This is a genomic window from Hufsiella arboris (assembly GCF_009834875.1).
Classification (GTDB): domain Bacteria; phylum Bacteroidota; class Bacteroidia; order Sphingobacteriales; family Sphingobacteriaceae; genus Hufsiella_A; species Hufsiella_A arboris.
Window position 1 is genome coordinate 165,618 of sequence record NZ_WVHT01000005.1, and the last position, 26,999, is coordinate 192,616.

At 41.0% G+C, this 26,999-nt stretch carries 19 protein-coding genes; 11 read left to right on the plus strand and 8 right to left on the minus strand.

The genetic code is table 11. The features are described 5' to 3' along the window. The first annotated feature begins 3 nt into the window (after positions 1–3). From GS399_RS12085 to GS399_RS12100, 4 genes are read left to right on the plus strand one after another with little or no spacing between them, the layout of a single operon-like run. A complete protein-coding gene (locus GS399_RS12085; protein ID WP_160844898.1) occupies positions 4–660 on the plus strand; it encodes a hypothetical protein in 657 nt (218 codons plus the stop codon). 8 nt (positions 661–668) lie between these two features. Beyond that, positions 669–2,378, plus strand: coding sequence for a capsule assembly Wzi family protein (locus GS399_RS12090; protein WP_160844899.1), 1,710 nt, complete (start codon positions 669–671; stop codon positions 2,376–2,378). After that, a complete protein-coding gene (locus GS399_RS12095; RefSeq protein ID WP_160844900.1) occupies positions 2,378–3,823 on the plus strand; it encodes a flippase in 1,446 nt (481 codons plus the stop codon). The genes GS399_RS12090 and GS399_RS12095 overlap by 1 nt, the downstream gene beginning before the upstream one ends. Then, positions 3,820–4,710: a glycosyltransferase family 2 protein gene (locus GS399_RS12100; RefSeq protein ID WP_160844901.1), complete on the plus strand. Its 891-nt coding sequence runs from the start codon at positions 3,820–3,822 to the stop codon at positions 4,708–4,710. The genes GS399_RS12095 and GS399_RS12100 overlap by 4 nt, the downstream gene beginning before the upstream one ends. On the opposite strand, the gene GS399_RS12105 is transcribed toward GS399_RS12100, so the two are convergent. Genes GS399_RS12105 through GS399_RS12125 form a run of 5 tightly spaced genes read right to left on the minus strand, consistent with a single transcriptional unit; the run spans position 4,711 to position 12,399 of the window. After that, positions 4,711–5,802: a hypothetical protein gene (locus tag GS399_RS12105; protein WP_160844902.1), complete on the minus strand. Its 1,092-nt coding sequence runs from the start codon at positions 5,800–5,802 to the stop codon at positions 4,711–4,713. It lies immediately after the preceding gene. Continuing rightward, a complete protein-coding gene (locus GS399_RS12110; RefSeq protein WP_160844903.1) occupies positions 5,803–8,169 on the minus strand; it encodes an SLBB domain-containing protein in 2,367 nt (788 codons plus the stop codon). It lies immediately after the preceding gene. 54 nt (positions 8,170–8,223) lie between these two features. Then, entirely contained in the window at positions 8,224–9,888 is a 1,665-nt protein-coding gene (locus tag GS399_RS12115) for a capsule assembly Wzi family protein (protein ID WP_237487935.1), read from the minus strand. Then, entirely contained in the window at positions 9,869–11,272 is a 1,404-nt protein-coding gene (locus GS399_RS12120) for an undecaprenyl-phosphate glucose phosphotransferase (RefSeq protein WP_160844905.1), read from the minus strand. Before GS399_RS12120 ends, GS399_RS12115 begins: the two co-directional genes overlap by 20 nt. Beyond that, on the minus strand, positions 11,269–12,399 hold the full coding sequence (locus tag GS399_RS12125; protein WP_160844906.1) for a DUF1972 domain-containing protein: 1,131 nt from the start codon (positions 12,397–12,399) through the stop codon (positions 11,269–11,271). Before GS399_RS12125 ends, GS399_RS12120 begins: the two co-directional genes overlap by 4 nt. Positions 12,400–12,521: 122 nt before the next feature. Here GS399_RS12125 and GS399_RS12130 point away from each other — a divergent pair, with 122 nt between their 5' ends. From GS399_RS12130 to GS399_RS12140, 3 genes are read left to right on the plus strand one after another with little or no spacing between them, the layout of a single operon-like run. After that, positions 12,522–13,451 carry a glycosyltransferase family 2 protein gene (locus tag GS399_RS12130; protein ID WP_160844907.1) on the plus strand — a complete coding sequence of 310 codons (930 nt, stop codon included), beginning with the start codon at positions 12,522–12,524 and terminating at the stop codon, positions 13,449–13,451. A 20-nt stretch (positions 13,452–13,471) separates the two neighbouring features. Then, positions 13,472–14,605: a glycosyltransferase family 4 protein gene (locus GS399_RS12135; protein WP_160844908.1), complete on the plus strand. Its 1,134-nt coding sequence runs from the start codon at positions 13,472–13,474 to the stop codon at positions 14,603–14,605. Beyond that, positions 14,605–15,771, plus strand: coding sequence for a glycosyltransferase family 9 protein (locus GS399_RS12140; RefSeq protein WP_160844909.1), 1,167 nt, complete (start codon positions 14,605–14,607; stop codon positions 15,769–15,771). The genes GS399_RS12135 and GS399_RS12140 overlap by 1 nt, the downstream gene beginning before the upstream one ends. On the opposite strand, the gene GS399_RS12145 is transcribed toward GS399_RS12140, so the two are convergent. The 3 genes from GS399_RS12145 to dxs all read right to left on the minus strand — a co-directional run bounded on the left by GS399_RS12145 (position 15,755) and on the right by dxs (position 20,273). Continuing rightward, positions 15,755–17,149 (minus strand): O-antigen ligase family protein, encoded by a 1,395-nt coding sequence (locus tag GS399_RS12145; RefSeq protein WP_160844910.1) that lies wholly within the window; start codon positions 17,147–17,149, stop codon positions 15,755–15,757. The genes GS399_RS12140 and GS399_RS12145 overlap by 17 nt on opposite strands. Before the next feature lie 14 nt (positions 17,150–17,163). Further along, positions 17,164–18,228 (minus strand): acyltransferase family protein, encoded by a 1,065-nt coding sequence (locus GS399_RS12150; protein WP_160844911.1) that lies wholly within the window; start codon positions 18,226–18,228, stop codon positions 17,164–17,166. A gap of 116 nt (positions 18,229–18,344) precedes the next feature. Further along, positions 18,345–20,273, minus strand: coding sequence for a 1-deoxy-D-xylulose-5-phosphate synthase (dxs, locus tag GS399_RS12155; protein ID WP_160844912.1), 1,929 nt, complete (start codon positions 20,271–20,273; stop codon positions 18,345–18,347). 169 nt (positions 20,274–20,442) lie between these two features. Here dxs and GS399_RS12160 point away from each other — a divergent pair, with 169 nt between their 5' ends. From GS399_RS12160 to GS399_RS12175, 4 genes are all read left to right on the plus strand, one after another. Further along, positions 20,443–22,047 (plus strand): capsule assembly Wzi family protein, encoded by a 1,605-nt coding sequence (locus GS399_RS12160; RefSeq protein WP_160844913.1) that lies wholly within the window; start codon positions 20,443–20,445, stop codon positions 22,045–22,047. Between the two features lie 44 nt (positions 22,048–22,091). After that, positions 22,092–22,841: a segregation and condensation protein A gene (locus GS399_RS12165; protein WP_160845090.1), complete on the plus strand. Its 750-nt coding sequence runs from the start codon at positions 22,092–22,094 to the stop codon at positions 22,839–22,841. Positions 22,842–22,934: 93 nt separating this feature from the next. After that, on the plus strand, positions 22,935–24,206 hold the full coding sequence (glyA, locus tag GS399_RS12170) for a serine hydroxymethyltransferase (RefSeq protein ID WP_160844914.1): 1,272 nt from the start codon (positions 22,935–22,937) through the stop codon (positions 24,204–24,206). A 31-nt stretch (positions 24,207–24,237) separates the two neighbouring features. Then, the gene (locus tag GS399_RS12175; RefSeq protein WP_160844915.1) at positions 24,238–26,994 is read left to right on the plus strand and encodes a PAS domain S-box protein; all 2,757 of its coding nucleotides are present in this window, start codon (positions 24,238–24,240) and stop codon (positions 26,992–26,994) included. Positions 26,995–26,999: the final 5 nt, after the last annotated feature.

The following is a 26,999-nucleotide window of genomic DNA, read 5'->3' on the forward strand; positions in this document are numbered from 1 at the left end:
AACATGCATTATTTTATAAGATTAATATTTTTCCTCGTTTTTGTATTAACGATACCTTCCTGTACGAAAGACCTGGCTACTCAAGAGACTGTATATGAAAATGATTTCGATAAGGGCAGTCTTAACGCAATAGTTAATGGACGAATAGATACCTATAATGGCTCCAAGGTATTGGGGCGTTACGAGGAAAGCGGGTTTAACCTGGTGCTTTCAGATCTTCCCAAGCATGATATGATCCGCGTAAGTTTCGACCTGTACATTCATGATTCATGGAACGGAAACGCGCCCGCGCCTTTTGGCCCTGATATATGGATCATGGACATGGATAATGCAAATTATATTTATACTACATTTGCCAATACCAATCAAACTGATACGGCGGGCGTACGTCAGTCCTTTCCTAAAACCTATTTACCTTTTGCAGGCAATCTTCCCTATACAAATGCAATCGATAAAACCCTTGACGGAGTTTGCTCATTACAGGGCGTAAGTGGCGGGACAGCTGTTTACAGAATTGAAAAGTCGATCTATCATACACAAAACTCCTTTACACTAGGTTGCTACGGTCAGTTAGAGCATGCGGACGCGTCGGATAAAAAATGCGATGCGAGCTGGTCTGTCGACAATTTAAGAGTCAAAACTGTCGTATATAAAAATTAACGAACTTCATGAGGAATCTCCGTTACCCGATTTGTTTATTGTTTTTTTTTGCCAGCTGCCGGCTGTTCGCTCAATCGTTGCCGGTAGGCACTCCTTTGCTTGAAGATTATTTAAGAAGACAGCAGCTTCTGAATGAAGTTGATTCATCCTTATCTTTCAGTGTGCGGCCGTTGTTCCAGTCTGATATCAAAGGGCTAAACGATGTTTACCAGGACAGTATCCTGAAAGATAATACTTTTTTAAAATTCAATGGATCTGCGTCATTCGATAGTGGCCGTGGAGTTATCAAATTGCTTCCGCTGAACTGGCAACAGCAATATAATTCAAATTATCCGTACGGGTGGAATGATGGTTCGATGATTCCTGCAGCCGGTTACCAGACGGTTGTGAGCGGCGGATTTTTCGCGAAATACGGACCTTTAAGTGTTCAGTTGCGGCCAGAGTTTGTTTGGGCGCAGAATCAATATTTTGAGGGATTTCCCAATGAGCATTATGATGAGATTTGGGCCGCATATTATAGTACAACATTAAATGTTATTGATAACCCGGAGCGCTTCGGAACCTCATCCTATAGTAAAGCGAACTGGGGACAGAGCAGTGTTCGGTTAACATTTGATCCTGTTTCTTTAGGCATATCTAACGAAAACCTATGGTGGGGTCCGGGTGTACGAAATTCTCTCTTAATGAGTAATAACGCGGCCGGATTTAAACATATAACATTAAACACCAGTAAGCCGATCAGGTCATATATTGGTTCGTTTGAGGGGCAAATCGTAGCAGGTAAACTGGAGAACTCAGGAATGTTCCCGCCAGAAATCAACAGGGTGTTTAACGGTTCGGTACTTTACCAGCCTAAGCGTGATGAATGGCGTTATTTTACCGGATATGTTTTTACCTACCAGCCTAAATGGGTTCCGGGATTGACTTTGGGAATGACCAGGGCTTTCCAAATGTATCATAGTGACGTACATGGTTTCGGTGATTATTTTCCCCTTTTCCAAGCGTTTCAAAAGATCGATACCGACGAGTATAATAAAGAGCGCGACCAGCTGACCTCGTTATTTTTCAGATGGCTGTGGACAGATGCCAAGGCCGAGATTTACGCTGAATACGGCAGGAACGACCATGCAGAAGATTTCAGGGACTTCATACTTGAGCCTGATCATACGCGTGCCTATCTTTTAGGTTTCAGAAAAGCTATTCCTTTAAATAAACACAAGGATGAGTATATACTTACCAGCGTTGAACTTACCCAGATGGACCAGTCGGCTAACCGGACTATCCGGGATGGGGGAGCCTGGTATGTTCATAGCCAGATCAGGCAGGGCTATACAAACCAGGGACAGGTTTTGGGTGCGGGCATCGGGCCTGGCGGAAATCTTCAATCAGTTGACGTAAGCTGGTTTAGCGGCTTAAAACATTTAGGTGTACAATTTGAACGGTACCTGCATAATAACGATTTTTATTATTACGCTTATTCCACTTATTCCCCTTACTCCAAAACAAATGACCCACGCCGGCATTGGGTCGATCTGAACTACTCCGTTTATGGCGAATGGAATTTTAAGAATCTATTATTGAACGCTAAGTTAACGGCGGTTCATTCACTCAATTACGAATGGTTTTTATACGACCGGCCGGAAGAGTATAGTTTTTTTAAATCAGGTTGGGATTCTCATAACTTTGCTGCACAATTAGGTGTATCATACAGGTTTTAATGAGAAAAAATTATATCTATAATTTACTCCTTTCTGTTTCTAATATACTTTTTCCTATACTATCCTTTCCATATGCCTCACATATACTCGGGCCGGAGGGCATCGGGAAAGTGCAGTTTGTAATATCTTTTGCTATGTATTTCGGAATGCTTGCAGCTCTCGGGATACCACTTTACGGAATTGCCAAAACGGCAACGAGCCGCGATGACAAAGGAAGATTGTCCGTTGTATTTTCCGAGCTGCTTAGTTTATACTTCATAGCTTGCCTTGTTCTCTCAGTAGCCTACTTATTACTCATATATTTCGTTCCTTTTTTTAGAGCAGATCTGCAGATCTATCTTGCAGGAGGTATCGTATTATATCTTGGCTTCACAACTATTGACTGGTTCTATTCCGGGATAGAAGAATTCAGGCTTATTTCAATCAGGTCTGTTTTTATCAAAATGATATCGCTTGTCTTGCTGTTTTTATTTGTGAGACAATCCTCGGATTATTATAATTACCTGTATATCCTCGTTTTTTCCATGGTCGGCAATAATTTAATAAGCCTGTTGCTGGCGGGGCGGCATGTTAAGTTCACGTTATCCGGCCTGAATTTAAAACAGCATCTTAAACCATTGCTATATATTTTGGGTACAGGCCTGGCAGCAAGCATATATACCATTCTTGATACTGTGTTACTTGGATTTCTAGCGAATGAACGATCTGTAGGCTTATATACTGCCGCCGTTAAATTAACCAAGATATCTATCCCGCTGATCGTTTCTTTTGGAACTATTTTAATCCCGCAGATATCAGCTGCATTCAGTAAAAATGACCGCCTTAAAGTCAATGACAAACTTGCGGAGTCATTCGATTTCCTGGCTTTAATTGCTGTGCCCGTCGCGACCGGACTTTTCCTGCTGGCCCCGGAGTTTATAGAGGTATTTTCCGGGGCAGCGTTCCGGGATGCGATTTTACCTATGCAAATACTTGCAATCGTGCCGTTTCTCGTAGGCCTGGGCCATCTGCTATCTTTTCAAATGCTGGTGCCATTCGGTTTGGGCCGTCAAATGTTTTTTGCTTCGCTAGGCGGAGTATTATGCTGTCTTTTGCTTAATGTAATACTCGTTCCGACACTTAAAGAGGTGGGTGGCGCGATAGCTAACATAAGTTCCGAAGTGGTTGTAAACGTACTTTACTACCTCTATCTGAAAAAACATTTTAACTTCAGTTTTAAGACGAGTTTATTGTTTAAGGCGTTTTGCAGCTCATTGATTTTTATTCCCATTATTATTCTTATAAAACATTTTACGGGCAATGAAATTATCATATTGCTTATATCAATATTATTATGCGTTGTTTCGTATTTCTCTTTGCAATTGATTGTGTTTAAAGATGAGCTTTTAGTTAAGACTTACCGGTCTTTATTATCAAAGGCAGGACTTGTTAGGTCTTCGTCATGAACGGTCATGGAGAAATATCGGTGGTAATGGCCACTTATAACGGAGAAAGATTTTTGGCTGAGCAATTACAATCAATTATAAGTCAAACTTTTCCGCCTGCAGAAATCATTATTTGTGATGATGGTTCAACCGATGGCACCGTTGCCATTTTAGAAGAATTTGCATTAAAATATAGTTTCATAAAAATATATAAGAACGAACGCACCCTTGGCGTAGTGGCTAATTTTAAAAAAGGCGTTTCTCTGACAAAGGAAAACACGTATATAGCCTTTGCCGACCAGGACGATATCTGGTTACCGGAGAAACTGGAGCACGGAATAAGAACCGGATTATTAACAGATAATGTGCCGGCAACCTGCTACTCAGATCTGGAAGTAATAACAGAAAGTGGGGACTTCAGATACCGATCCTTTTGGGAGACCATGCTTTTGGATAAATACCAGCATACGTTTGATACCGTCCTGTTTAAAAATCCGATAGCAGGCTGCACGATGCTTATGAATCCGGAAATGAGAAGGTTCGTCGCTGATATTCCCGCCAAAGGTGTATTGCACGACGCATGGCTTGGGCTTTGCGCTTTTACATTTGGCAATGTATACAAGATTGATGTGCCTTTGGTGCGATATCGCCAGCATGATAAAAATATTACTTTTCAGGCCGGGAAAAAGAAAGATCGAAGAGCGGTTCGGCTTATGAAAGAATTGACTGCGGCAATTAGAGGTGAAAATTTACTTAAAGATCAGATGCGCTTAGTCAAGGCCTTTTATGAACAGTACCAGGCAGAAATACCGCAACAAAAGAAGAACATGTTAAAGAGTTTTTTAAGCCTCGACAACAAGGGATATATGTGGCAAAAAATCGCTTTGCATATTGCGATAGGGAAATAATCAATTTTGATCCATTGATCTTTTTAACAAGGCTATTGAACAATAAAAGACAGCAAAAAGGAAGACGCCCAGCGCGATACCTTTACCATAGCCGAACCGATTTTTTTTGAGCGGCAATTCCGGTTCATCGACCATTTGAAAAGCCGGAGTTTCCTGCACAAGCATTGTTTTGCTTACTTCCAGGTTCTTAATTACTTCCGAGTAGATAGTTGAAAGAGTCACTTTATCCCGCTCCTGTAATTCGGAACTTACATTGGCGGTTGTATACGCTGGGTTAAGATCTAGCAGTGCTCCGGAAGCTGCGGAGGCTGAATATGTTTTCCTGTTCAGAAGCCGGGCGAGGCTGTCGGCCCTTTTCTGAAGTCCGTCCACATTCTTTTTAAGCTTAGCTGTTTTATTGCTGATATAAAAATCAGCTGACGATTTCAACAACCTTTCGCAAAGTAGCTGAGATACACGCTCGTCACGAGTCGTAATATTAAGCTCAAAAAAAGTGAGTTTTTTATCAGGCTTGCTGATGGAAAGTTCTTTTTCTTTCACCTGTTTGACCATAACCTGAAGCAAACTGTCCTGAAGACGAGAATAGCCAGACTGATCAGCGGGAAAGGATAGTGACTTGCCAGCCAAATATTTTTCCTGCCATTTCTTTTTTAGCTTATATACTTCTGAGTAACGATCAGCCAAAGTATAATCGGTTTTTTTTTCTTTATAAGGTGTCAGAAGAGATCCTTTGATCAGCTTTTCGCTTTTAACAAGTTCCAGGACATTGTCCCCTGCAAGTAAACCCGAGGTATTGCCAATACTTCCCATGTCAAATCCTAATGAGCCAGCCAGAGCGGAGACCATAGAGCCGCCGCTCATACCCTTAGGATCTTCGACCACAAAGGTAAGCCGGGCTGTATAGGTTACCGGCCACAGCCAGGAAGTTAAAGCGCCTGATAGTGCGCCGATGATTAGCGCGATTAAAATTTTGCTACGGTTTTTCCATAAATAAAGAGAATCCTCTCTCCGCCTCTTTATCGTCTCTTTCCAGGAAAAGTTGTCTTCTTCGGAATAAATATATGGGGGTGTTTTCGATTCGTTTTCAGCCATTTATTTAGAAATTACTGCGATTAATCCGATCAACGCTGTTAAGGCAGTTGCGATACCTGAGACCTCACCGAAGCCAAGTTTAAACCGCAGGTCGGGAGACTTTTCGGGTACCATAATCTTACTTCCGGGAAGAACCTTCGGATAGTTATGAATAAAAAAGAGGAATGTGCTTACCGGTTTACTGGTGCCATTGGGGTATTGTACATACGCATGTTTCAAACGTGCGTTTTCTTTAACACCGCCCGCCGCATTGATGTAATAGCTAAATGTTTTATACCTGAAACGTAGCATCTGAGGGTTGTTAACTGCCCCGCTAACTTCCACGAAATCTGTTTGACGTGGAATGACAACGCTGTCACCAGGCAGTAAAAGCATACCCGTTGCCCGGCTGTTTTTGTTGGTAAGATCGAGGTTTACCAAAATACCGTTGCGATACATTACAGCGTTTTCCAGTGATCCGGTCGGCGTTACGCCACCGGCGCGTTTAATCACGTCTATAGGCGTTTCATTACGGCGCTGGAGTGTATAGTCGCCAGGAAATAATACTTCGCCTTTAACCGCCACGTTTCCGATGGCATGATAATTCACAGAGCGCGGCACATAGATATAATCCAAAGGCTCAAGACCAAAGGATTCGTTACCTGTGGTATGCAAACTTGAATCAACATCCAGTGATATGGAAGTTATAAGCTGGTTGGAGAAGACATCTCCTTTATTTTTAACTAACCTGGAGATTTCGACGTGATGACTTGCAGCATCGTTGGTAAAACCACCCGCCATTAAAATTATATCTGCGAGGCGCATTCCCCGCCGGAAAACAAATGTTCCGGGTGATCTGACGAAGCCGTCAATGGTTACGCTCATTTCATCCCGTAGATCCGCATTTGAAACGATGACCACGGAATCCTCTCGCATAAGCGTTACATCGTTATTTCCCGCCAAAACATCTTTAATGTTGAATGGTACCAGTTCTTTATCAAGATTGGGTTTTGTACGCTTTACATAGCCATTGGTCAGAAATGCATCTTCCCGTACGCCGTCGGCTTTCTTGATAAGCTGCCCTACCGTCAAGTCCGGCGACAATTCGTAAGTTCCCGGGCGATAAACAGCGCCTTCGAGTGTTACGCGGTTCGAATAGCGGTTTAATACGGGCTCGAAATATACGGAATCAGCATTTTTAGGAACATATCGGTCGTACAAACCGGAAGGCACATCACGTACGCTCCTTTCTTTATCGTTTACCTGGTAAACCTTCGCAGTAGCCTGGTAAGCCAGGTCGCTGAAACCGCCGGCATAGTTGATCAGGTCTTCCAGCGTTTCGGTGTCTTTCAGTTCATATAAGCCCGGCCTTTTTATTTCGCCGTCTATTGCGACACGCTTTTTATAAACCGGAATACGAATCACATCCTGGTCACTTAAATGAACGTTGCCTTCAAGAATTCCCTTTTGGAGGAATGAGTAAAGATCTACAGTTTTAATGACCCGGTTCCCTCGGATTATTTCGATATTCCGAAGTGAACCCCGCTGATTAGGGCCACCCGAAAGATATAAAACATTAAATAAAGTTGAGACGGATGAGACCGTATAGGTGCCTGGCTGTACTGCTTCCCCAACAATAATAACCCGTATGCTGCGTATGTTTCCAAGGTTAACAGTAAGTTTGGTTGCTCCTGAGTTTAATCCAGGATAGACCTTTGCCATTTTAGAACGGATGATCGAAGTGGCCTTGTCTATAGTGTAACCATTCAAATAAACGATCCCGGCATAGGGAATCTGCAAATTTCCGTCTGGAGAAATCTTTTTTGTAACGGTCGTTTCGTTCAGGCCGGTAAGCATAACAGTTACTTCGTCATCAGGGCCGAGCACATAACCGGCGGGAGTTGCTATCCGCACGTTCGGTTCAAACTTCAAGTTTGGATTGTTGAAAAAATCGTAGCCATACACCAAAGACTTCTTCCTGTTAAATTGTTGTGAAGCAGTTTTGATGGTGTCTCTCTTAAAAGTGTTTGAATCTGTTTTCGAAATGGAAGATTTGGCCGGCACTTTAGCTGATGTCTGAAGTTTTAAAAGCCGCTGTTTGAAAGCGTCGATCTCCGTAGCGGGAAGTCCTTTTTGCTGAAGGATCTGGGTCGCCTGTGCCTCTGACATGCCGGATGCTTCGAATTGTTTCCAAATTTGCAAAACCTGCTGATCGGATAACTGGCTTACTTTAACCTGTTGTATATTCTGTGAACTGAGCGTTTGAGAATAGCAGTTTGTCGTGATGAAGAAAAAGAAAATTAAACTATAACAGATAGATTTCAGGTGCATGCGGTTGCTTTTAACAATTGTAGCGTGCAAATATAATTTATTCAGTTTGTAAACCATTCAAAGGCTAATTTATGCTAAATAAGTAATAATTGCACAGGGGAAATTTGACGATTACCAGCCATAGCTTATTCCAAGCTGAGCTTGTTTCGGAGTAGTGGTTACAGAGTTAACGTAGTCTTTTTGCTTGTCAATAGTTATTGCAGCCCGTATATAAAGCTTATTGATCAATTCATAACTTACGACAGCATTAAAGCGATTAATATCTTTCTGATGGTCAAATAAGAAGTCGGGTTGCGGCTCGGCAAAGTACTGCTGATCAAGAGTGCCGGGTCCGCCCTTACGGATCTTCTGGAAATAAAAAGATGTTTTTAGTTTGGCAACAGGGGTATAATTTGCTGACAGCGTAAACCTGTCGGCGTTATTTCCCATCCAGTCGCCCAGGGAATATGTTTCGCTGGTGTAGGTTTGCGCCGGTATGATGTTATCGTATACAAAAGGATTAATGCGGGTATATTCCACCCCTAATGTAAGATAGGAAAGCAGCACATCAGTTATTTTACCACCGATCGTAAATCCGAGCTGATTGCGGCTTTTGTTTTGATCTGTCACTGTCGACAATCTTATTTCATCGATAAACAGGGAGCCGTAAAGCTGGGTCTTAGGAATATTGTTGCGGGAGTTTATTCCAAAGAAGAATTGGCCGTTTGATCCTGCGTTGATGTTGTACCGGCTGACATATTGATCATACGCTTTAAAAAACATAATGGGAATTAAATAGCCGATTTCTAACTGATCACTGTAAACGATGGATTCACCCATAAACAGGCTTAGGCCTTTCCATGGATAGAAACTCAATGTATGGCTCGCCATAAATTTTGGCACGAAGAATTCCCGCTCGTTTCCGTACACGCCGTTGCCTTTTGAGTAAAATTGTGCTGAATCGAGTACTCCGGATTGAAGCCATGCGTGGTGGTATTCGAACCCAAGCCACTTTAGAGGCCGGTAATCCAGGCGGATGAACGGATAAGCCGGGGCCTTGTCGGAAAGAACCACACGGCCGGTTTGCCCGTAACCCCATAATAACTGGTCTTTTCCAATCGCGATGGAACCATTTTTCCAGCTATAGGAAACGTAGCCTCTCAGGTCCGAATAATTAATGCTTTTAGGATCCTCGAGATCGCCGGCCCGGACAATACCCGGTTCAGGTGTGAACTGTCGCAGACTATCGATTCCGGTACCATGTTCAGTGATATCACGGAAGTAAAACTGGAAGCCAAAATGTTTTCCCGCTTGTCCCCAAAAAGACAAGCCGTTGGATGTTCGAAAAATATTTTGCCCGCTACCCTGGATTGTACCAATTCCTAAAACCGGCTCGGCACGTAAAATGAAGCCATCCTTTTTTACGCCGAACACGCGCCATCTTTGGGCCTCGTCTTTTCTAAGAAATGTCAATGAATCTTTAAGATTCACATTAAACTCGCTGTATTCCTTTCTGTAAAAGGTAAGTTCTTTTTGTTCCTTAGGAGTTAAGTCGTTTCTTTTTGCTTCAAGCGAATCCAGATGACGGCTAATTTCCTTACGGGTGATCGGTTGTATCTGATCATCTAAAACAATCGTTCCTTTTTGCGCCTGGCGTGATAAAAAATTGTAGATTTCATTGTCGGTGTTTTCCCATACGGCCTGCGCGTGAACTCTGCTAACCGAAAGCGTAAGCAATAGAAAAATAACTATAATAAAAATTGAAGACGTACGAAGCTTAATAGGCATTTTGGTCACCACGAAAGAAATTAATGACAGTTTGCAGAATGATTTGACAGTCAAGCCAAAAGGTCCAGCGATGAATATAGTAAAGATCGTAATCTACTCTTTTCTGCATTTCGGCGGGAGTTTTAGTTTCTCCTCTGCAGCCATTTACCTGGGCCATTCCAGTGATTCCAGGCTTGACCAGGTGGCGTTGAAGATACTTATCGACATTGCGGATCGACTCGAGGTTTAAGGGCGTGGGGTGGGGCCGAGGACCAACTACCGACATATTTCCAGCCAATACATTCCAGAATTGCGGAAGCTCGTCCATGTTTGTCTGACGTAGTATTCTGCCAAACGGGGTCACTCTCGGATCATCTTTAGTGGCCTGAAGATAATTGCCGTTATGATCCTTCTCCGGGCTCCCTGTCATCATCGTGCGGAATTTGTAGCAAATAATCTTTTCATTGTTCAAGCCCCAGCGCTCCTGTTTAAAGAAAACCGGACCATTACTGGTCAGTTTAATCGCTAATGATATAAGGGGTAATAGCCACCAACCGAAGACCGCAAAAAACATCAGGGAAAATAGTATATCAAAAAAGCGCTTTACCAGCTGATTGCCCAACTTGTCCTGTGGTAAAGAACGAATGCTGATAACCGGCAGCAGCCCGATATTATTTACCTGGATATTGCTTGTTGTATAAAACTGGAGGTCGGGTATAATCCGGATGCTTTTAGCATGATAATCACAGACTTCAACAGCCTGGGTGATCTGCTGATGCTCGGAATTAGGTAAGGCAATAACAACCTCATCAATAGTATTTTCTCGTAGAATGTTTTCCAAATCGTCCGTTTTTCCGAGATAGGAACACCCGTTGAGCTGTGTTTGTTTGTCGTCAATAAAGCCAATGCACCGGTAACCGTAATAATTGAAACGGTTTATAGTTTCATAAAAATCGTATGCAGCAGGAGTAGAACCGACTAAAAGAATGTTTTTGAGTAGTTTACCCCGATAGATTATAAAGTGAGAAAATTTTCTGACCAGATATTTGAAAACTGAGACCAGGAAAAAAAGGAGAGAAATATAGAACGCCAGAAAGACATTGCTTAACAAAAATTTGTACCTGAAAAAAAATAGGAATGAGGTGAGAAGTATGGTGTGCAAAAAGACGGTCGAAGCGACATAGATTATTTCTTCTGAGAACTTCTTTGAACGTAAATCTGAATAAATTCTTGTGAATTGCGCAGAAGTGAACCAGGAAATAATCGAAAAGAAAACGAATATAAAGATGTAAGAGTGTCCCGCGTTTTCCTCCCATAACGGGAAAATAGATTGTGCCAGAAAAAACGTTATAACAAGAACGGGAGCATCAATAAGATAGCGAAGAACACTGTATATGTAAAAAGGACGGTTCATTTTTCTTCCGGAAGCACGGCGGTCTTATTGTTGCTGAGAAGTTTGTTCATTTCGTTAATATAGGATTGAGCAACTGAATCCCAATTGTATTTCTCCGTTAAACCTTCGGATACATGCGATCGCAAATGTGATACGAGATCGTTATCCTTTTCTAATAGCGTCATAGCATCCGTTACCGCCTGTTGGTTTTCATCGAAAAACGTACCGAATTTGTTATCCAGCATTTCCCGGTTAAAAGGCGTATTAAGAGCCATAATTGCGCAATTACAAGCCATCGCGTAAAGCATCGTTGGATTGGTACCTCCATATTTATGGCCATGTATATACACGAAACAATGTTTAAATAAGGTAATCAGTTCGGTGTTATCCGTAATATAACCCGGGAAAATCAAATTTTCGGATTTAAGCTTTTTCAGTCCGTCTGCATACTCATCCGCATAAGGTACATCGCCGACTATCACCAGTTTTTTCGAGGAAGGGTGTTTCAGAAAACCTTTAACGATTAAGTCTGCATTATTATCCGGAATCAGTCTCCCGACGATCAGGTAATATTCCTGGTTCATCAATCCCCATTTCGACAATAACGTTTCGTCAGAGTCTTTTACGGTTGGTGCACCATAAGCGATTACTTTGGAATCTTTGCCAAACTCATCCAAGTAAACTTTCCGCATCTCGTCGGCATCAGTAATTATCAGATCGTACAAGCGGGTTGACATTTTGGCGGCAAAATGAAAATATTTTGCTCCAAGACCCTTCCATTTCGGGCGAAGCCATTCCAGGCCGTCTACGTTGATCATTGTTTTAATTCCCATAAGCTTTGGAATTATACCCAGGGGACCATTAGCAGCGTTTACAACCAGCCATACATCGTACGATTTAAAAAGCGCATGTGTAAAAGAGAGAAACGAATGCACTAATTGGCTGAGCGACTTTTTTTCAATGGTAGGTACGTAATGGAGATGTACACCATTTACTATTTTCGGAAAGCTGTCGAATAAGTTTTTGTGGCAATAAACATGGACTTCGATACCCTGGGATACAAAGCGCTCCGCTACCTCTTTGACGAAAGTTTCGTAGCCGCTGTAAACGTACGGATATCCACGGGAACCGATAATAGCAATTTTCATGAAGATAGATTACTGGTAAATAAGACAGGCGCTTGATGCATCGTTGCGACAAAAATATTTAAAAAATTAAAAACCTGAAGTAACTATTACTTTTCTTTGTTGATAGTTAAAATTCGCCAAGCTTGATTCCAATCATATCAATTATCTATGTAAACTACAATTCGTCGGATTTACTCATACAATCTGCGGAATCACTTTTTGAAAAATGTAAGACCAATAACTATGAGGTTATAATCGTTGACAATAGTTCTGGCGTTCCTGATAAAGCCAATTTAATGGTTTGGTTATCAAAGCACAATGATAAAACAATACGTTTAATACAAAACGAATCAAATTATGGTTTTGGCAGGGCGAATAATACAGGATCACAAAACGCAAAAGGCAGGTATTTATTCTTTTTAAATCCGGATACAATAGTTTTAAATGATGTGTTATGGCTGTTTCGAAACTTTTTGGAAAATTCAGAAGTCAGTGTTGCAGCTTGTGGAGGAAGTTTGCTGAAAGCTGATCTGACACCAAATGATTCGTACGGCAATTTTCCGGGACTTTTGCAGGAAATTGGACAAGTTGGCTTAGGTGTAAAATTTTTATTCAGGAAATATTATGCAGATAAAGTGGTCATAGCAAAACCTGTATCTTTAAGTACTCCGATGCGGGTGCCGTATATTGTAGGTGCGGATATTTTTATAAAAAAAGATGTTTTTCTGTCCGTTGGCGGTTTTGACGAAACTTATTTCATGTATTACGAGGAAACAGATTTGTTTAAAAAACTTGCATGTAAGGGAATGGATTCATTTGTTCTGCCAGATGCCAAAATTATTCACCTGGAAGGTTCTGGCGTTAGGCCGGAGGCGTCGTTTAATTACTGGAAATTTGAGCAACTCCTGAAAAGTAAATTGAATTACCACGCAAAATGGAACGGGTTCGTTAAGTTATGGCTGATTAAAGCAATCATACCACTTCAAATTTTTATACAATATTTGAAAGGGAATATGGGCCAGTCTTTAAGCAAACCATTTAAAATTTATGGTAAAGTGCTTGGCAAAATTTAGAATATTACCACGTTTAACTTGTGACGAAAGAGAAAATTAAAATAGCATTTGACACCCATCATCTTTTATTGGAAAACGCTGGAACAAAAAGGGTGACCGTAAGTTTACTGAAAGAGTTTAAAAAAAACGAGGACATCCAACTATCTGTACTTTCTCCCGGCTACTCGTTAAAAAGTGGTAAAACTGTCCCGGATAAGATATTGGGTCATTTGAAAAGATTTTTTTGGGTGCATATTCAGCTGCCCTGGCTTTGTGTGTTAAAAAAGACTGACGTGCTCTTTTCTCCTGAATTTAATACGCCATTGTTTACATTCTGCAAGCGAGTGGTTATCGCGCATGACGCACATACGAGAGCACAACGGCAGTATGTAAGCAAGGCATGGTTTTATTTTTATTACATGCCGTTTATTGAACTTCCGATACGTTTCGCTGATGTCGTGTTTACAGTTTCAAATTTTTCGAAAAATGAATTGTCAAAACTTATGGGCATCAACCAGGAAAAGATAGTTGTTGCCTATAATTCGGTTGATGAACTATTCAATCAAAATACCTTAAACGAACAGCAACAACTGCCCGCAGGATTAAAAGAAAAAGAATATTTAATGTTCATTGGTACATTTGAAAGCCGAAAAAATGTTGACCGTTTACTTGAAGCATTTGCTCTAATAAAAAACAAGAACTCCGAAGCGCTGGCTGATCTAAAACTCGCGATAAGTGGTAATCCCTCAAAAAGCAAGTATTCGGACCGGAGCAATGATATCGTGCAGTTAATTGATAACCTTGGGCTTAAAGATGATATTATTTTTTGTGGTTTTATAGCGGACAACGATCTTCCTCTGGTGTATTCCAATGCTATTTTGATTGCTTTTCCATCGCTTTATGAAGGTTTTGGCTTGCCAATACTCGAAGCATTTTCATGTAGCGTTCCGGTACTGATCTCAAATATTGAAGCATTAACCGAGGTTGCGGACCACGCGGCCCTCACTTGCGACCCAAATGATGTGAAGGACATAGCCGAAAAGCTTGAATCGCTTATCTTCAATCAAAAATTACGTGATGAGCTGGTAATACGCGGAACGGAGCGGCTTAATGATTTCTCGTGGAAAAGAACAAGCGATTTAATGATAGAAAAAATAAAGGAGCTGGTACGTTAATGTCTAATACTACAGTACACAACAAAAAGAAGGCATTTGCTTTATCGCTCGTTAACCTGCTGATCGATCTATTATGGCTGCCGTCTAAAATAATAAGCAAACGGGTTGATCCCACCGTTATTAATCCTGAAAAGATTTTGGTGGTCAGGCTGGATCATATCGGAGATATTGTCATGACGACCCCTGCCTTCACGTTGCTGAAACAACGATTCCCCGATTCAAAAATGTATCTCCTCTGCAGTTTAGCAAACCAACAATTGTTTCAAGGTGATAACCGTTTCGAAAAGACATTTGCTTTTAACTGGCCATGGGACAGGCAGGCAAAAGTAAAGTGGTCGACAGCGAAAATAAAGGAGCTGCTTAAACTTATCTCACTAATAAGAAAGGAAAAAATTGACCTGTTTATCGATTTCAGAGGCGACCTGCGTTTTGTGGTTTTATTTGGCCTTTTAACCGGCATCGATGTTCGCTTAAGCAATTCCAGGACCGGCAACAAAAACCTCCTTACATTTCGTGCGGATTATGATGTTGAAAAACATGAGGTGAAGAAATGTTTGGATATCATCGGCCCTTTCGTTAAGCCAAAAACTGAGTTGTTCCCTAGTCTTTTTATTAATGAAAATGATCAAGCTGATATCAGGCTGTTATTAATAAACAATGGGATTATGCCCGCTAATAAAATGGCACTCGTTGCTCCCTATTCATCGAAGGATATTAAATCATGGCCTGATGATTATTTCAGAAAGATTATAAGTTTTCTGATCAAAAACGATTACCAGGTTTTAATTACCGGTACTGCCGATCATGCACAGCATTCCTTAGAACTTATTTCAGGATTTGAAAAAAATGTATTTTCACTGGCTGGTAAAACAAGCGTTAGAGAGGCAGCGGCATTGGTAAGCGTTTCCAATATGATTGTTGGGGTTGATACGGGAATAACCCATATTGCATCCTGTTTTGATATACCGGTAGTCGCAATTTTTGGATCAACCAGGTCTGTTGAGTTCAGGCCATATTCGCCCAAAGCTTTTGTCATCGAAACTAATACGTGTTTGTGCAATCAGTTATTACATTTAAGCTGCGAGCACAAAACCGGATCAATTTCTAAATGCATGACCGATGTGAAACCTGAAATGGTAATTCAAGTGATCAAACAGTTTGTGTAAATTTGATTTTTTCAACCCTTTTTTCTGAAGAGCTCTTACTGGCAATTACACTGATAAATAGCCCGGAAAAAAACCAGGTCAGGTAGGAGATGTAAGAAGATATTTCCAATTCGGAAGTGAACAAGGGTATCAATAACCCTATCTTGATGAGTAAAACCATCAAGCAAAGTTTTCTTTCTTTTCCTTTTAACGAAGGAAATTTTTGCCAGGCGGTTTTAATAATTATAAAATATGTTGCCAGATACGCCAGGCCTGCAATAATTCCAGCCTGAACTCCGATTATTATAAACTCATTTTCGCCGCCGGTATTTTCACCGGTATTGCCAGCAAGTATTCCGGAAGTTCCCATACCGATGCCAAAAGGATGGCTGATTATAGAATTGATGCCTTCTATCCATCCAATTATATGGCCAACGCTTGATGGGTTAGAGAAATTTATGGTACTGATTATAAAGTCCTGAATTTCTTTGTTTCTTAACAAGAATAAGAAATATAGCACACCGCAAACGGCCAAGGAGTAAATTAGATTGGTAATAACCCTTTTTTTGGTTACCAGCGCATATACATATATCATCAAAAAATAGCTGATAAATGACGAACGGGATATTGCCAGGAAGATGCATATCTGTGTAGCTGCCAGAGTTACAATGCCAAAGTTAGTCAGCTTGATCTTATTTTCATCAGTAGTGCTTATTGAAGCTATTATCGCTAAAGACAATAGCGTTGAGCCAGCAAGTTCAAGCGGGCTTGCAAAGAAGCTGGCAAATCGTTTCAAGCCTTCGTCTGTTTCAAAAGTAAATGTAAGCCCATACCTTCCGGTTGCTTCGGCATCGTAAAAATAATATTGATAGTCAGCATATCCAGTCATGGTTTGGAAATGCTGGTAGGTAACAAATTCGTAAAGAACTAATACGCTTGCCGCGATAGTTACATACAGTATGTAGTTATAATATTTATGAAGCTGAAAAGAGCGAAAATCAAATAACCTGCCGCAGAGATACAGTAATGGAAAGAATGCTATATTTTTCAAGGATGCAATACGGTCAGAAAGCGGTTGAACTCCTATCGGCAGCAGAGCGTAAATCACGGTATATATCAAATAAAATCCAACTACATAGTCAACCGTCTGAAACCTGAACGTCTTTTTATTCCAATAAATTTGTATTCCTAATAAAAGAAGAACAATAAGTTCTTTCAGAGATTTAAACAATCCGATCAGGCTGGTGAATCCCAAACTGAATGTGATTGACAGTACGGTATTATAAATACATAAACCGAAAATCAGAAAGATTAGAAAGCCCTGGCGTTTTTTCTCTATTAAAAACTTTAACGCTACCAGAAATGCCGATATGTATATGACTGGAAATATTGCAAGCATCGCCGTTTTATTCGTTATTTAATGTTTTGCCAATTCCTTCTTTTCTTTTTCAAAAAGAATGATTCAAAGTATTTATATGATAAATGCGCACAAATAATTGTTAAAAATAGCGTAGTAACAGTAGTATAAAAAATAGAGACAGATGGAGTAAGATTTAATTGTTTGAGTATTTTAAGATAAGCAAACAAAACACCATACAGAACAATGTAATGGTACATGTAAATTCCATATGAAATTTGACCCAAATAATTTATCAACTGATTTTTTATAACAATAGGAGGATAATAGGCAATCATCGTGATAAACAATCCTGATATTATCATTGTGCAGGCTTCCAGGGCAAACCGGTTGAGGTGATCCTGCAGGTTTGTAAAGAATAAAAGAAGGAAAATTAAAATAAGGGTATATTTTATAAAGGATATTTTCAGGAAACTTAATTTCTTATATAAAATAGACACTACTCCTCCAAATAGAAGATAAAAGTACATTAAGTCAAAACGCATCAATAAGTCGGAGTTGACGTATATAATTAAGTAAACAACCAAGATCGAACACAGCACCAAAATCAAATATTTTGATCTAATCGTTTTGATCAATAGTGGAATTATCAGGTAAAATTGTTCTTCGATACCTATTGACCACAGCACCAAAAATATTGCTCCCGGATCATAGATGATATTGAAGATGTTAGGCAGAAAAACAACATAATAAGCCGCCAGCTGGAAAAGATTGTATTTAATGTTGAAATTTATACCGACAGTGGGCAAGAGAAAATGGTAAACAATGATGCCGGTTAAAATAACCAAATAATAAGCCGGAAATATTCTTAAGGCGCGCCGGCTATAAAATTCCTTTAAGTTGACGGTATTCGTTTCGGTTTTCTCGTTGTACAGCAATTTGATGATTAGAAACCCGCTAAGGGTAAAGAAAAACTTTACAGCCTCGGTGCCGCGTTGGAAAATCACAAGATCGTTGTAAAAAGGAATATTTAAGCTTTTCGACAATAATGGCACATGAAATAAAACAACGACAACGGCAAGGAATAATCGTAATGGATTAAGATTTGGAAGTTGCTTCATTCAATAGGGAAAGTACTTTAATATTAACTAGCATTTGCTGCTGAAGCACTTGAATAGTGTAAGCATGTAAGCGACGAATTCGATTATTTAATTAAGGGTAGTTAAGCACAGGCCAACTAGCAGGCAATTATGTTAGTAGTTCTTGTTAACGCAAGTTTTTTCACCGACTCAACTATCGCGGCAGCATCATAACCACATTCTGCCCACAACTCCGGCTGCTCCCCATGTTCAATAATTTTATCAGGAATACCTAAACGAACTACCTGTGCAGCATAATTATTATCTGCCATAAATTCAAGAACCGCGCTTCCTATGCCGCCTTCCAGGCAGCCATCCTCCACGGTAACAACTTTCGAGAAATTGGTGAATACTTCATGCAATAATTCAGCATCAAGTGGCTTGGCGAAACGGAGGTCGTAATGCGCAGGATGTATACCTTCAGAATTCAAATCCACACATGCTTTAACTGCTTCATTTCCGATTGATCCGAAGCTCAGAATCGCAACATCTTCACCGTCGCATACTTTACGACCTTTTCCAACCTGGATAGCCTTCATAGGGCGTTTCCAATCGGGCATAACCCCATTTCCACGCGGATAACGGATGCTGAATGGTCCCATATTTTCCTGCTGAGCAGTAAACATTAAGTTGCGAAGTTCCTCTTCATTCATAGGGGAAGACACAATCATATTTGGGATGCAGCGCATATATGCAATATCATAAGCTCCATGGTGAGTTGGGCCATCCGCGCCCGCGACACCCGCACGATCAAGGCAAAAAACAACGTTCAGCTTTTGTATAGCCACATCATGTATCACCTGGTCGTATGCCCGCTGCATAAAACTTGAATAAATATTGCAGAAAGGCACGAGGCCCTGCGTTGCAAGTCCTGCAGAAAACGTTACCGCATGTTGCTCGGCAATGCCCACGTCAAAGGCACGTTTCGGCATGGTTTTCATCATGATGTTTAAGGAACATCCGCTTGGCATCGCAGGAGTAATCCCCATGATCTTATCATTTTTCTCAGCTAGTTCAACAATCGTATGACCAAAGACGTCCTGGTATTTCGGTGGTTGTGGTTTGTCTGAAACAGATTTTTTTATTTCGCCTGTAATTTTATCGAACAGGCCTGGAGCGTGCCATTTTGTTTGTTCTTTTTCAGCTAACGCGAACCCTTTGCCTTTTACTGTAACGCAATGGAGAAGTTTTGGCCCGGGGATATCTCTTAAATCTTTTAAAATTTTGGCGAGGTGCTTAACATCATGACCGTCAATCGGACCGAAATATCTGAACTTTAAAGCCTCAAACATATTGCTCTTGTTAAGCAATGTTCCTTTGATGCTTTTCTCAAGTTTCTTAACTACCTGGTGGGCATTTGGTCCTAATTCAGATATTTTATTTAATACATGAGCAATGTCATCCCGGAAACGGTTGTACGACTTAGAGGTTGTAATATCGGTAAGATATTCCTTTAAAGCGCCAACATTCGGATCGATTGACATGCAGTTATCATTGAGGATAACCAGTAAATTAGAATTTTCAATTCCGGCATGGTTTAACGCTTCGAAGGCCATTCCTGCAGTCATTGCACCGTCGCCGATCACGGCCACATGTTGACGGTCGGTTTCACCTTTGTATTGCGAGGCAACAGCCATTCCAAGAGCTGCCGAAATAGATGTGGAAGAGTGGCCGACGCCGAAAGTATCGTATTCGCTCTCAGTGCGTTTTGGAAAACCACTGATACCTTTATAAATACGGTTTGTATGAAAAACATCACGGCGACCGGTAAGTATTTTATGGCCATAAGCCTGGTGACCTACGTCCCATACTAACTGATCGTATGGAGTATTCAGAACATAATGTAAGGCAACCGTTAATTCCACAACACCCAAACTTGCGCCGAAATGCCCACCGTTTACTGAAACAACATCGATAATGTACTGGCGTAATTCCTGACAAACTTTTTCAAGTTCGTCTTCGCTAAGTTTCTTTAAATCAGAAGGATAATTGATTGTTTCTAACAGTTCTCCCGCCTTAACTTCCATGTGTATTAAAATATCAATTGAAAGTACAAATTAACTCAAATAGTTTTATAGTAGCTACAGAATTTTTTTGTACAATTTAAACGATTGCAGTTTTAGGAAAATGAACTTATAATTAACGCTTTGGATAAATTATAGTATAATTACGCCGCTTAAATCGACCGCTTATTTAATGATTAAAACATATACGCTGCTTTGTCTCTGTCTGCTGATCTTTGTTACAGTTAACGCTCAAACACCCAATCAATATTATCCCAATTCGTTTAAGTTTTATCAAAAGCTGGATAATACTTTATATAACTCCGGTACACGTTTGCATACATCGATGCGTCCTTTCTTCATTGATGATAGTGTGCTTGCTCGGCCGGTTGACTCATTGCTTAACAACGGTGTCGATACATCCAGGAAAACATGGGTTTCACGTAAACTTTTTAATGAGCACCTTCTCCAGGTTAACAACGCGGATTATACAGTGTATGCTGATTTTCTGCCTGATTTTATGATCGGTAAAGATTTTACCGGTAAAAAAACAACATGGCTTAACACGAGGGGATTCCAGGCCGGCGGATCAATCGGTAAAAAGTTTTCATTCTACACCAGTGGATATGAGAACCAGGCAAGTGCGCCCGATTACTACCGAGATTACGCTTCGTCCATTGAAGTAGTTCCCGGGCAATCAAGATACCGCAAGCCTTATGAAGAAAATCTGGATTGGTCGTATGTTACGGCACTTATATCGTATACGCCGATAAAATACCTCAACATAACAGTCGGGCAGGATAAAAACTTTATCGGCGACGGTTACCGCTCGATGATACTTTCGGATTTTGCTTCAAATTATCCATTTCTAAAGTTAACGGCAAAGCTTGGTAACGTACAATATACGGCAATGTGGGCAGCAATGCAGGATCCAGGCGCACCACAGGTTTCTTATGACGCCGGTAACAGGCGAAAAGGTGGCGTATTCCATTACCTGGACTGGAATGTTTCTAAACGACTTTCTCTAGGCTTTTTTGATGCCGTTGTTTGGGCGCAAACGGATAGCCTGGGAAATAAACGCGGCTTTGACTGGAGTTATGCCAACCCGATTATTTTTTTAAGGCCGCTTGAAGATATGAGCGGATCGCCTGATAACGCGGCAATTGGTTTTACCGCAAAATATAAGGTGTTGAATAAAACTGCACTTTACGGCCAGTTCTTTTTAGATGAGTTCGTAGCGTCTGATTTCTTTAAAAAAGACGGCGATTTTAAAAATAAATGGGGGCTTCAGTTAGGATTGCGGGGTGCGGATCTTTTCAACGTTACAAACCTGAATTACTTAGCTGAATTTAACACGGCAAAGCCATATACTTATTCTGAACGGAACAGAGTGCTGAATTATGCGCATTACAACGAGCCTCTGGCGCATCCTTATGGTGCAAACTTCAGGGAGACAGTGGGCATACTTAGCTATTCATACAAAAGATTTGATGTTTCAGCACAATTTAATTATGCTAAATACGGACTTGATACAGACAGCCTTAACTATGGAAAAGACATTTTCAAGCCATATGGAACTGCAGTCAACAAAAAAGGTAATTTTATTGGCCAGGGTTTGACAACGAACTTTTACTATGGCGATATACGAACATCATTTCTTATCAATCCGAAGTACAATTTGCGGTTTGAGCTAAGCTTTACTACACGGACGGAAAAGAATGCGATGGAAAATTCAAAAGCAAACTTCATTAGTTTCGGCCTGAGAAGTTCATTCCGGAACCTGTATCAGGATTTTTAGTTTTTATCAGCTGAAAAAGCTTTAAATTCATATTTTTGCGGTCTGTGAATCAGCCGGATAATTTCGAAATAAAATTACCACAATTTGAAGGGCCCTTCGATCTTCTTCTCTTTTTCATCGAGCGCGATGAGCTGGATATTCACGAAATTCATATTGCCCGCATTACTGATGATTTCCTCGCATATATACACCAGTTAAATGCCATGAACATTGAGCTGGCAAGCGAATTTATTTATGTCGCTGCTACGCTTATGCGAATAAAAGCCAGGTTATTATTGCCAAGGCCCGAAACTGACGCAGAAGGTAACGAGCTTGATCCGCAAAAAGATCTCATTCAAAAGCTTATTGAATACAAAAAATTTAAGCAGGTGGCTGAAGAACTGCGCGTGTTTGAAGAAAGCCGATTTCAAAAGTCCCGGCGCGGGAATATACAGGAGGATCTCGCTCAAATCGCCTTAACAGCTGATCCTGGTGAAGAACTTGCTTCTTTCGACCTTTATAAACTAATGGTAGTTTATGAGCGGGTTTTTGCTAAATATAAAAGTACGAGTGCGCAAGTTAAACACACCGTTGTTCAGTACCCATACAGTATTGAGCAGCAAAAGAAACAGATCGCCGAATTGCTCAGCATCAATCAAAAACTGGATTTCGCGTTTTTATCTAAAAAGTCGGAAAACAAGGTCCATTTTGTGTACAATTTTTTAGCTGTATTAGAAATGCTTCAGCAACAGCTAATTCATATACAAACCGGCCTTGGATATAATAATTTTTGGATACAGCTAAGAACATCATAATTAAACAAGAATAAAAAGGATCTCGCTCGTTCACTCAGCTAAATCATTAGCCGGGATCAAATGACAGATTCGTTGAAAACAAATAAACAGCAAATGAAAAAAGATAAACTGATCTTCAATCTTATCGAAGAAGAATTAGAAAGACAGGAAACCGGTATTGAACTGATTGCGTCTGAGAATTTTGTAAGTAAGCAGGTAATGGAAGCCGCGGGATCTGTTTTAACGAACAAATACGCGGAAGGCCTGCCCGGCAAACGTTACTATGGCGGTTGCGAAGTTGTCGACGAGATTGAAACTATAGCGATCGAACGCGCGAAGCAACTATTCAATGCAGAATGGGTTAACGTACAGCCACATTCAGGCGCACAGGCAAATGCCGCAGTTTTTTTAGCCTTACTACAGGCTGGCGACAAAATTCTGGGTTTTGATCTTTCACATGGCGGGCACCTTACTCACGGATCGCCGGTTAATTTTTCAGGAAGATTGTATCAGCCATTCTTTTACGGCGTTGACAGAGAAACCGGCCTTGTTGACTATGCAAAGCTGGAAGAAGTTGCGTTACGGGAAAAGCCTAAAGTGATTATTTGCGGAGCATCGGCTTATTCCAGGGATTGGGATTATGCTTTTATCCGCCGGGTTGCTGATCAGGTAGGCGCTTTGGTTGTGGCTGATATTTCACACCCCGCAGGTCTTATAGCTCGCGGACTTCTTACCGATCCGCTTCCTCATTGCCATGTGGTAACAACCACTACTCATAAAACATTGCGCGGCCCGAGGGGTGGAATGATCATGATGGGGAAGGATTTTGAAAACCCATTTGGTTTAAAAACACCGAAAGGCGAGTTGAAGATGATGTCGTCCTTGTTAGACATGGGTGTGTTCCCTGGAACGCAAGGCGGGCCGCTCGAGCATATCATTGCGGCGAAAGCCGTTGCTTTTGGCGAGGCTTTGAGCGAATCATATATGAAGTACATCATCCAGGTTAAGAAAAATGCCGACGCGATGGCTCAGGCTTTCGTGGCTAAAGGCTACCAGATTATTTCGGGAGGAACGGACAATCACCTGATGCTGATCGATCTCCGCAACAAAAATATAACTGGTAAGGCAGCGGAAAACGCTTTAGAGGCAGCTGGAATCACTGCCAATAAAAACATGGTTCCTTACGATGATAAATCACCTTTTGTAACTTCCGGAATACGTTTCGGTACCGCGGCGATTACTACCAGAGGCCTTAAGGAAAAGCATATGGAAAAGATCGTTGACCTGATTGATGATGTTATCACAGACCCACAAAGCGAACCTCATATTAAAAAAATCCGTAAAAAGGTTCATGAAATGATGGAGAGTCATCCACTTTACAAATAAAATTTACAAATTAGCTGTGAGCGTGTGACTAATGCAAAACGAAATCAGCGAAAAAAAGCGATTACAAGTCCTGGAAGATTACCAGGTCATGGATACCGGCACCGAAAAGGAGTTTGACGCCATCACGCGCCTGGCGTCATACATCTGCAGTACGCCGGTTGCTTTAATTACGCTGATTGACAGTTACCGTCAATGGTTCAAATCGAAGTACGGAACGGAAAAAACCGAAACCTCCAGGGAAATTGCTTTTTGCAGGTACACGATCCTTGGAGATGAAGTTTTTGAAGTCGCCGATGCCTTTGAAGATGATCGTTTTGCAAATAATCCGCTTGTTACCGGCGATCCCAATATCCGGTTCTACGCCGGTGCGCCCCTAATTTCACCTTCTGGTTATAAATTAGGATCGTTATGCGTAATTGACACCATTCCACGTAACCTGACGGCCCAGCAAAAGGACGCGCTGCAAACCTTAGCCGATGAAGTTATCACCCGCCTGGAGGTTTCACGCAAAAATCGACTGTTAGAGGAATCATTGAACCGCTATGTGGAATTCAGCACGATGTTTAATACGTCGGGCGAGCTGCACTGTGTGTTGGATGACAGAACCAGAATCACGCTGATTAACCAAACCGCTATCGATATACTTGGATACACGGAATCCGAGGCGATTGGTAAAAGTATCTGGGATTTTTGTTTATCTGATGACTGCGAGCGAATCGTTCCTTTAGTTGAAGAAGGTTTACGTAATAATGTCAAAAATTTCGAAATCGAAACTCGTATCAGAACCAAGCAGGGAGAGATTAAGTGGATCAGCTGGACGGTTTCAGTTCAGAGCAGGAAGTGGTTTGTAAACGGACGTGATGTTACTGAACACAAGGAAATAGCCGCGCAAGCGGAAATGCTTTCGGCCGTGGCCAGTAAGATCGATAATGGCGTGATCATCAGTAAATACAACGAAGTCGTATGGGTCAATGCAGCATTCGAGAAAATCACCGGGTATAACATAGAGGAAATCAGGGGAAAAAAACTAGGTGACATTTTAAGAGGTGAGGAAACCGATATTGGAATAATCGAAAAAGCCCGCGAATATACCCGTAATAAAAAGTCGTTCGAGGTTGATATACTGGCATATCGGAAAGACGGAGCCCCGATCTGGCTGTCTGTTATGAATTCTATTATTCTCGGCCCTGATGGTGAAATTGATAAGGAAGTAGAGATTATCACCGATATAACCGAAAGAAAGAGATCGGAAATCCGGTATCAAACCCTGTCAATGGCGGCGAGTAAAACATCCACCGGCGTTGTGATCAGAAGCGCCGACGGCGAACTAATGTGGATGAATAAAGCAGTGGAGTTAATCACCGGTTATTCATTGGAAGATGTACAGGGCAAACAGGTAGGCGATCTGTTAGTCGGGGAGAAAACTAACAAAGAGGTATTCGAGTCGGCGACAAAGGCTCTAAAGAACCATAAATCCTACACAATAGAACTGGAAATATACCGCAAAACTGGTGAACCTCTTTGGGTGAATCTGTCCAACGATCCGATTTTTGACGATACAGGGAAACTGGAACGTCATATCAGCATCATCACAGATATTACTGAAAGAAAAGCCGTGGAAATGGAACTCATTAAAACACGTGAGGAAGCCATTGCGCTCAGTAAATCGAAGGAAATGTATCTGTCTGTAATGAGCCACGAGATACGCACACCTATAAGTGCGGTTGTCGGTCTGACGAATATTCTCCTCGACGATAAACCAAAAGAATCACAGCTCGAAAATTTAAACATACTGAAGTTTTCGGCCGAAAATCTTTTACTTCTCTTAAATGACATCCTGGATTTTTCTAAAATCGAAAATGGAAAAATTGAGTTTCATGAGTCGGAAGTAAATTTAAAGATGCTAACGGGTCATATCATAGATACTTTTCAATACAGCCTGAAAAATAAGAATGTTGTATTGAAAGCGGATATCGATCCGGAATTGCCCGAATTTATTATTGCTGATCAAACCCGCATTTACCAGATAATCATTAACCTTATCGGGAATTCAGTAAAGTTCACCAATGAAGGCGAAATTTCCCTTTCCGTCAAAGTGACTGAAATTGCTGAAAACGACATTGGCATATTATTCAAAATCCGAGACACAGGCATAGGTATTCAGGCTGAAAAGCTGGAACATATTTTCGAGGCTTATGCGCAGGCGGAGACCGACATTGCAACGAAATACGGTGGTACAGGGCTTGGGCTGCCGATTACAAAAAAACTTATTGAACTCTATGGATCTGAGATTTTTGTGAATAGCGAAGTTGGAAAGGGTTCTGAGTTTTCTTTTGAAATTAAGTTCAAAAGAAATAAGACATTAAAACCCGAGCTAAAGCATCCTAAAGAAGAAGATAAACGGCAAATGCAAGGTATCGTACTGGTAGTAGACGACAACGAAATTAACCGCTTACTTGCGAAGAAAATGCTCTCCAAATGGGGTTTGCAAACCGACTTCGCTGAGAATGGGAGAGAGGCCCTTGAAAAAATCGGTAGGCAAAGCTATGATATTGTGTTAATGGATATTCAAATGCCAGTACTCAACGGCATTGAAGCTGCCAGGCAGATCAGAACCCTGCCGGGGCAATATTTCTCAGAGCTTCCGATAGTTGCACTTACTGCATCAATAATGAACGAACAAATAGAAGATATTAAGAAATCTGGCATGGATGACTATCTTCTAAAACCTTTCTCCGTAGATGCTTTATTTGAGAAAATAGACAAGTACCTGCATCTAAGTACCTAAAAGAA

Bases quoted from the DNA above. Each gene is read 5' to 3' on its own strand.
- GS399_RS12085 (WP_160844898.1), top strand. From the start codon at position 4: ATGCATTATTTTATAAGATTAATATTTTTCCTCGTTTTTGTATTAACG.
- GS399_RS12090 (WP_160844899.1), top strand. From the start codon at position 669: ATGAGGAATCTCCGTTACCCGATTTGTTTATTGTTTTTTTTTGCCAGC.
- GS399_RS12095 (WP_160844900.1), top strand. From the start codon at position 2,378: ATGAGAAAAAATTATATCTATAATTTACTCCTTTCTGTTTCTAATATA.
- GS399_RS12100 (WP_160844901.1), top strand. From the start codon at position 3,820: ATGAACGGTCATGGAGAAATATCGGTGGTAATGGCCACTTATAACGGA.
- GS399_RS12105 (WP_160844902.1), bottom strand. From the start codon at position 5,802: ATGGCTGAAAACGAATCGAAAACACCCCCATATATTTATTCCGAAGAA.
- GS399_RS12110 (WP_160844903.1), bottom strand. From the start codon at position 8,169: ATGGTTTACAAACTGAATAAATTATATTTGCACGCTACAATTGTTAAA.
- GS399_RS12120 (WP_160844905.1), bottom strand. From the start codon at position 11,272: ATGAACCGTCCTTTTTACATATACAGTGTTCTTCGCTATCTTATTGAT.
- GS399_RS12125 (WP_160844906.1), bottom strand. From the start codon at position 12,399: ATGAAAATTGCTATTATCGGTTCCCGTGGATATCCGTACGTTTACAGC.
- GS399_RS12140 (WP_160844909.1), top strand. From the start codon at position 14,605: ATGTCTAATACTACAGTACACAACAAAAAGAAGGCATTTGCTTTATCG.
- GS399_RS12145 (WP_160844910.1), bottom strand. From the start codon at position 17,149: ATGCTTGCAATATTTCCAGTCATATACATATCGGCATTTCTGGTAGCG.
- GS399_RS12150 (WP_160844911.1), bottom strand. From the start codon at position 18,228: ATGAAGCAACTTCCAAATCTTAATCCATTACGATTATTCCTTGCCGTT.
- dxs (WP_160844912.1), bottom strand. From the start codon at position 20,273: ATGGAAGTTAAGGCGGGAGAACTGTTAGAAACAATCAATTATCCTTCT.
- GS399_RS12160 (WP_160844913.1), top strand. From the start codon at position 20,443: ATGATTAAAACATATACGCTGCTTTGTCTCTGTCTGCTGATCTTTGTT.
- glyA (WP_160844914.1), top strand. From the start codon at position 22,935: ATGAAAAAAGATAAACTGATCTTCAATCTTATCGAAGAAGAATTAGAA.
- GS399_RS12175 (WP_160844915.1), top strand. From the start codon at position 24,238: ATGCAAAACGAAATCAGCGAAAAAAAGCGATTACAAGTCCTGGAAGAT.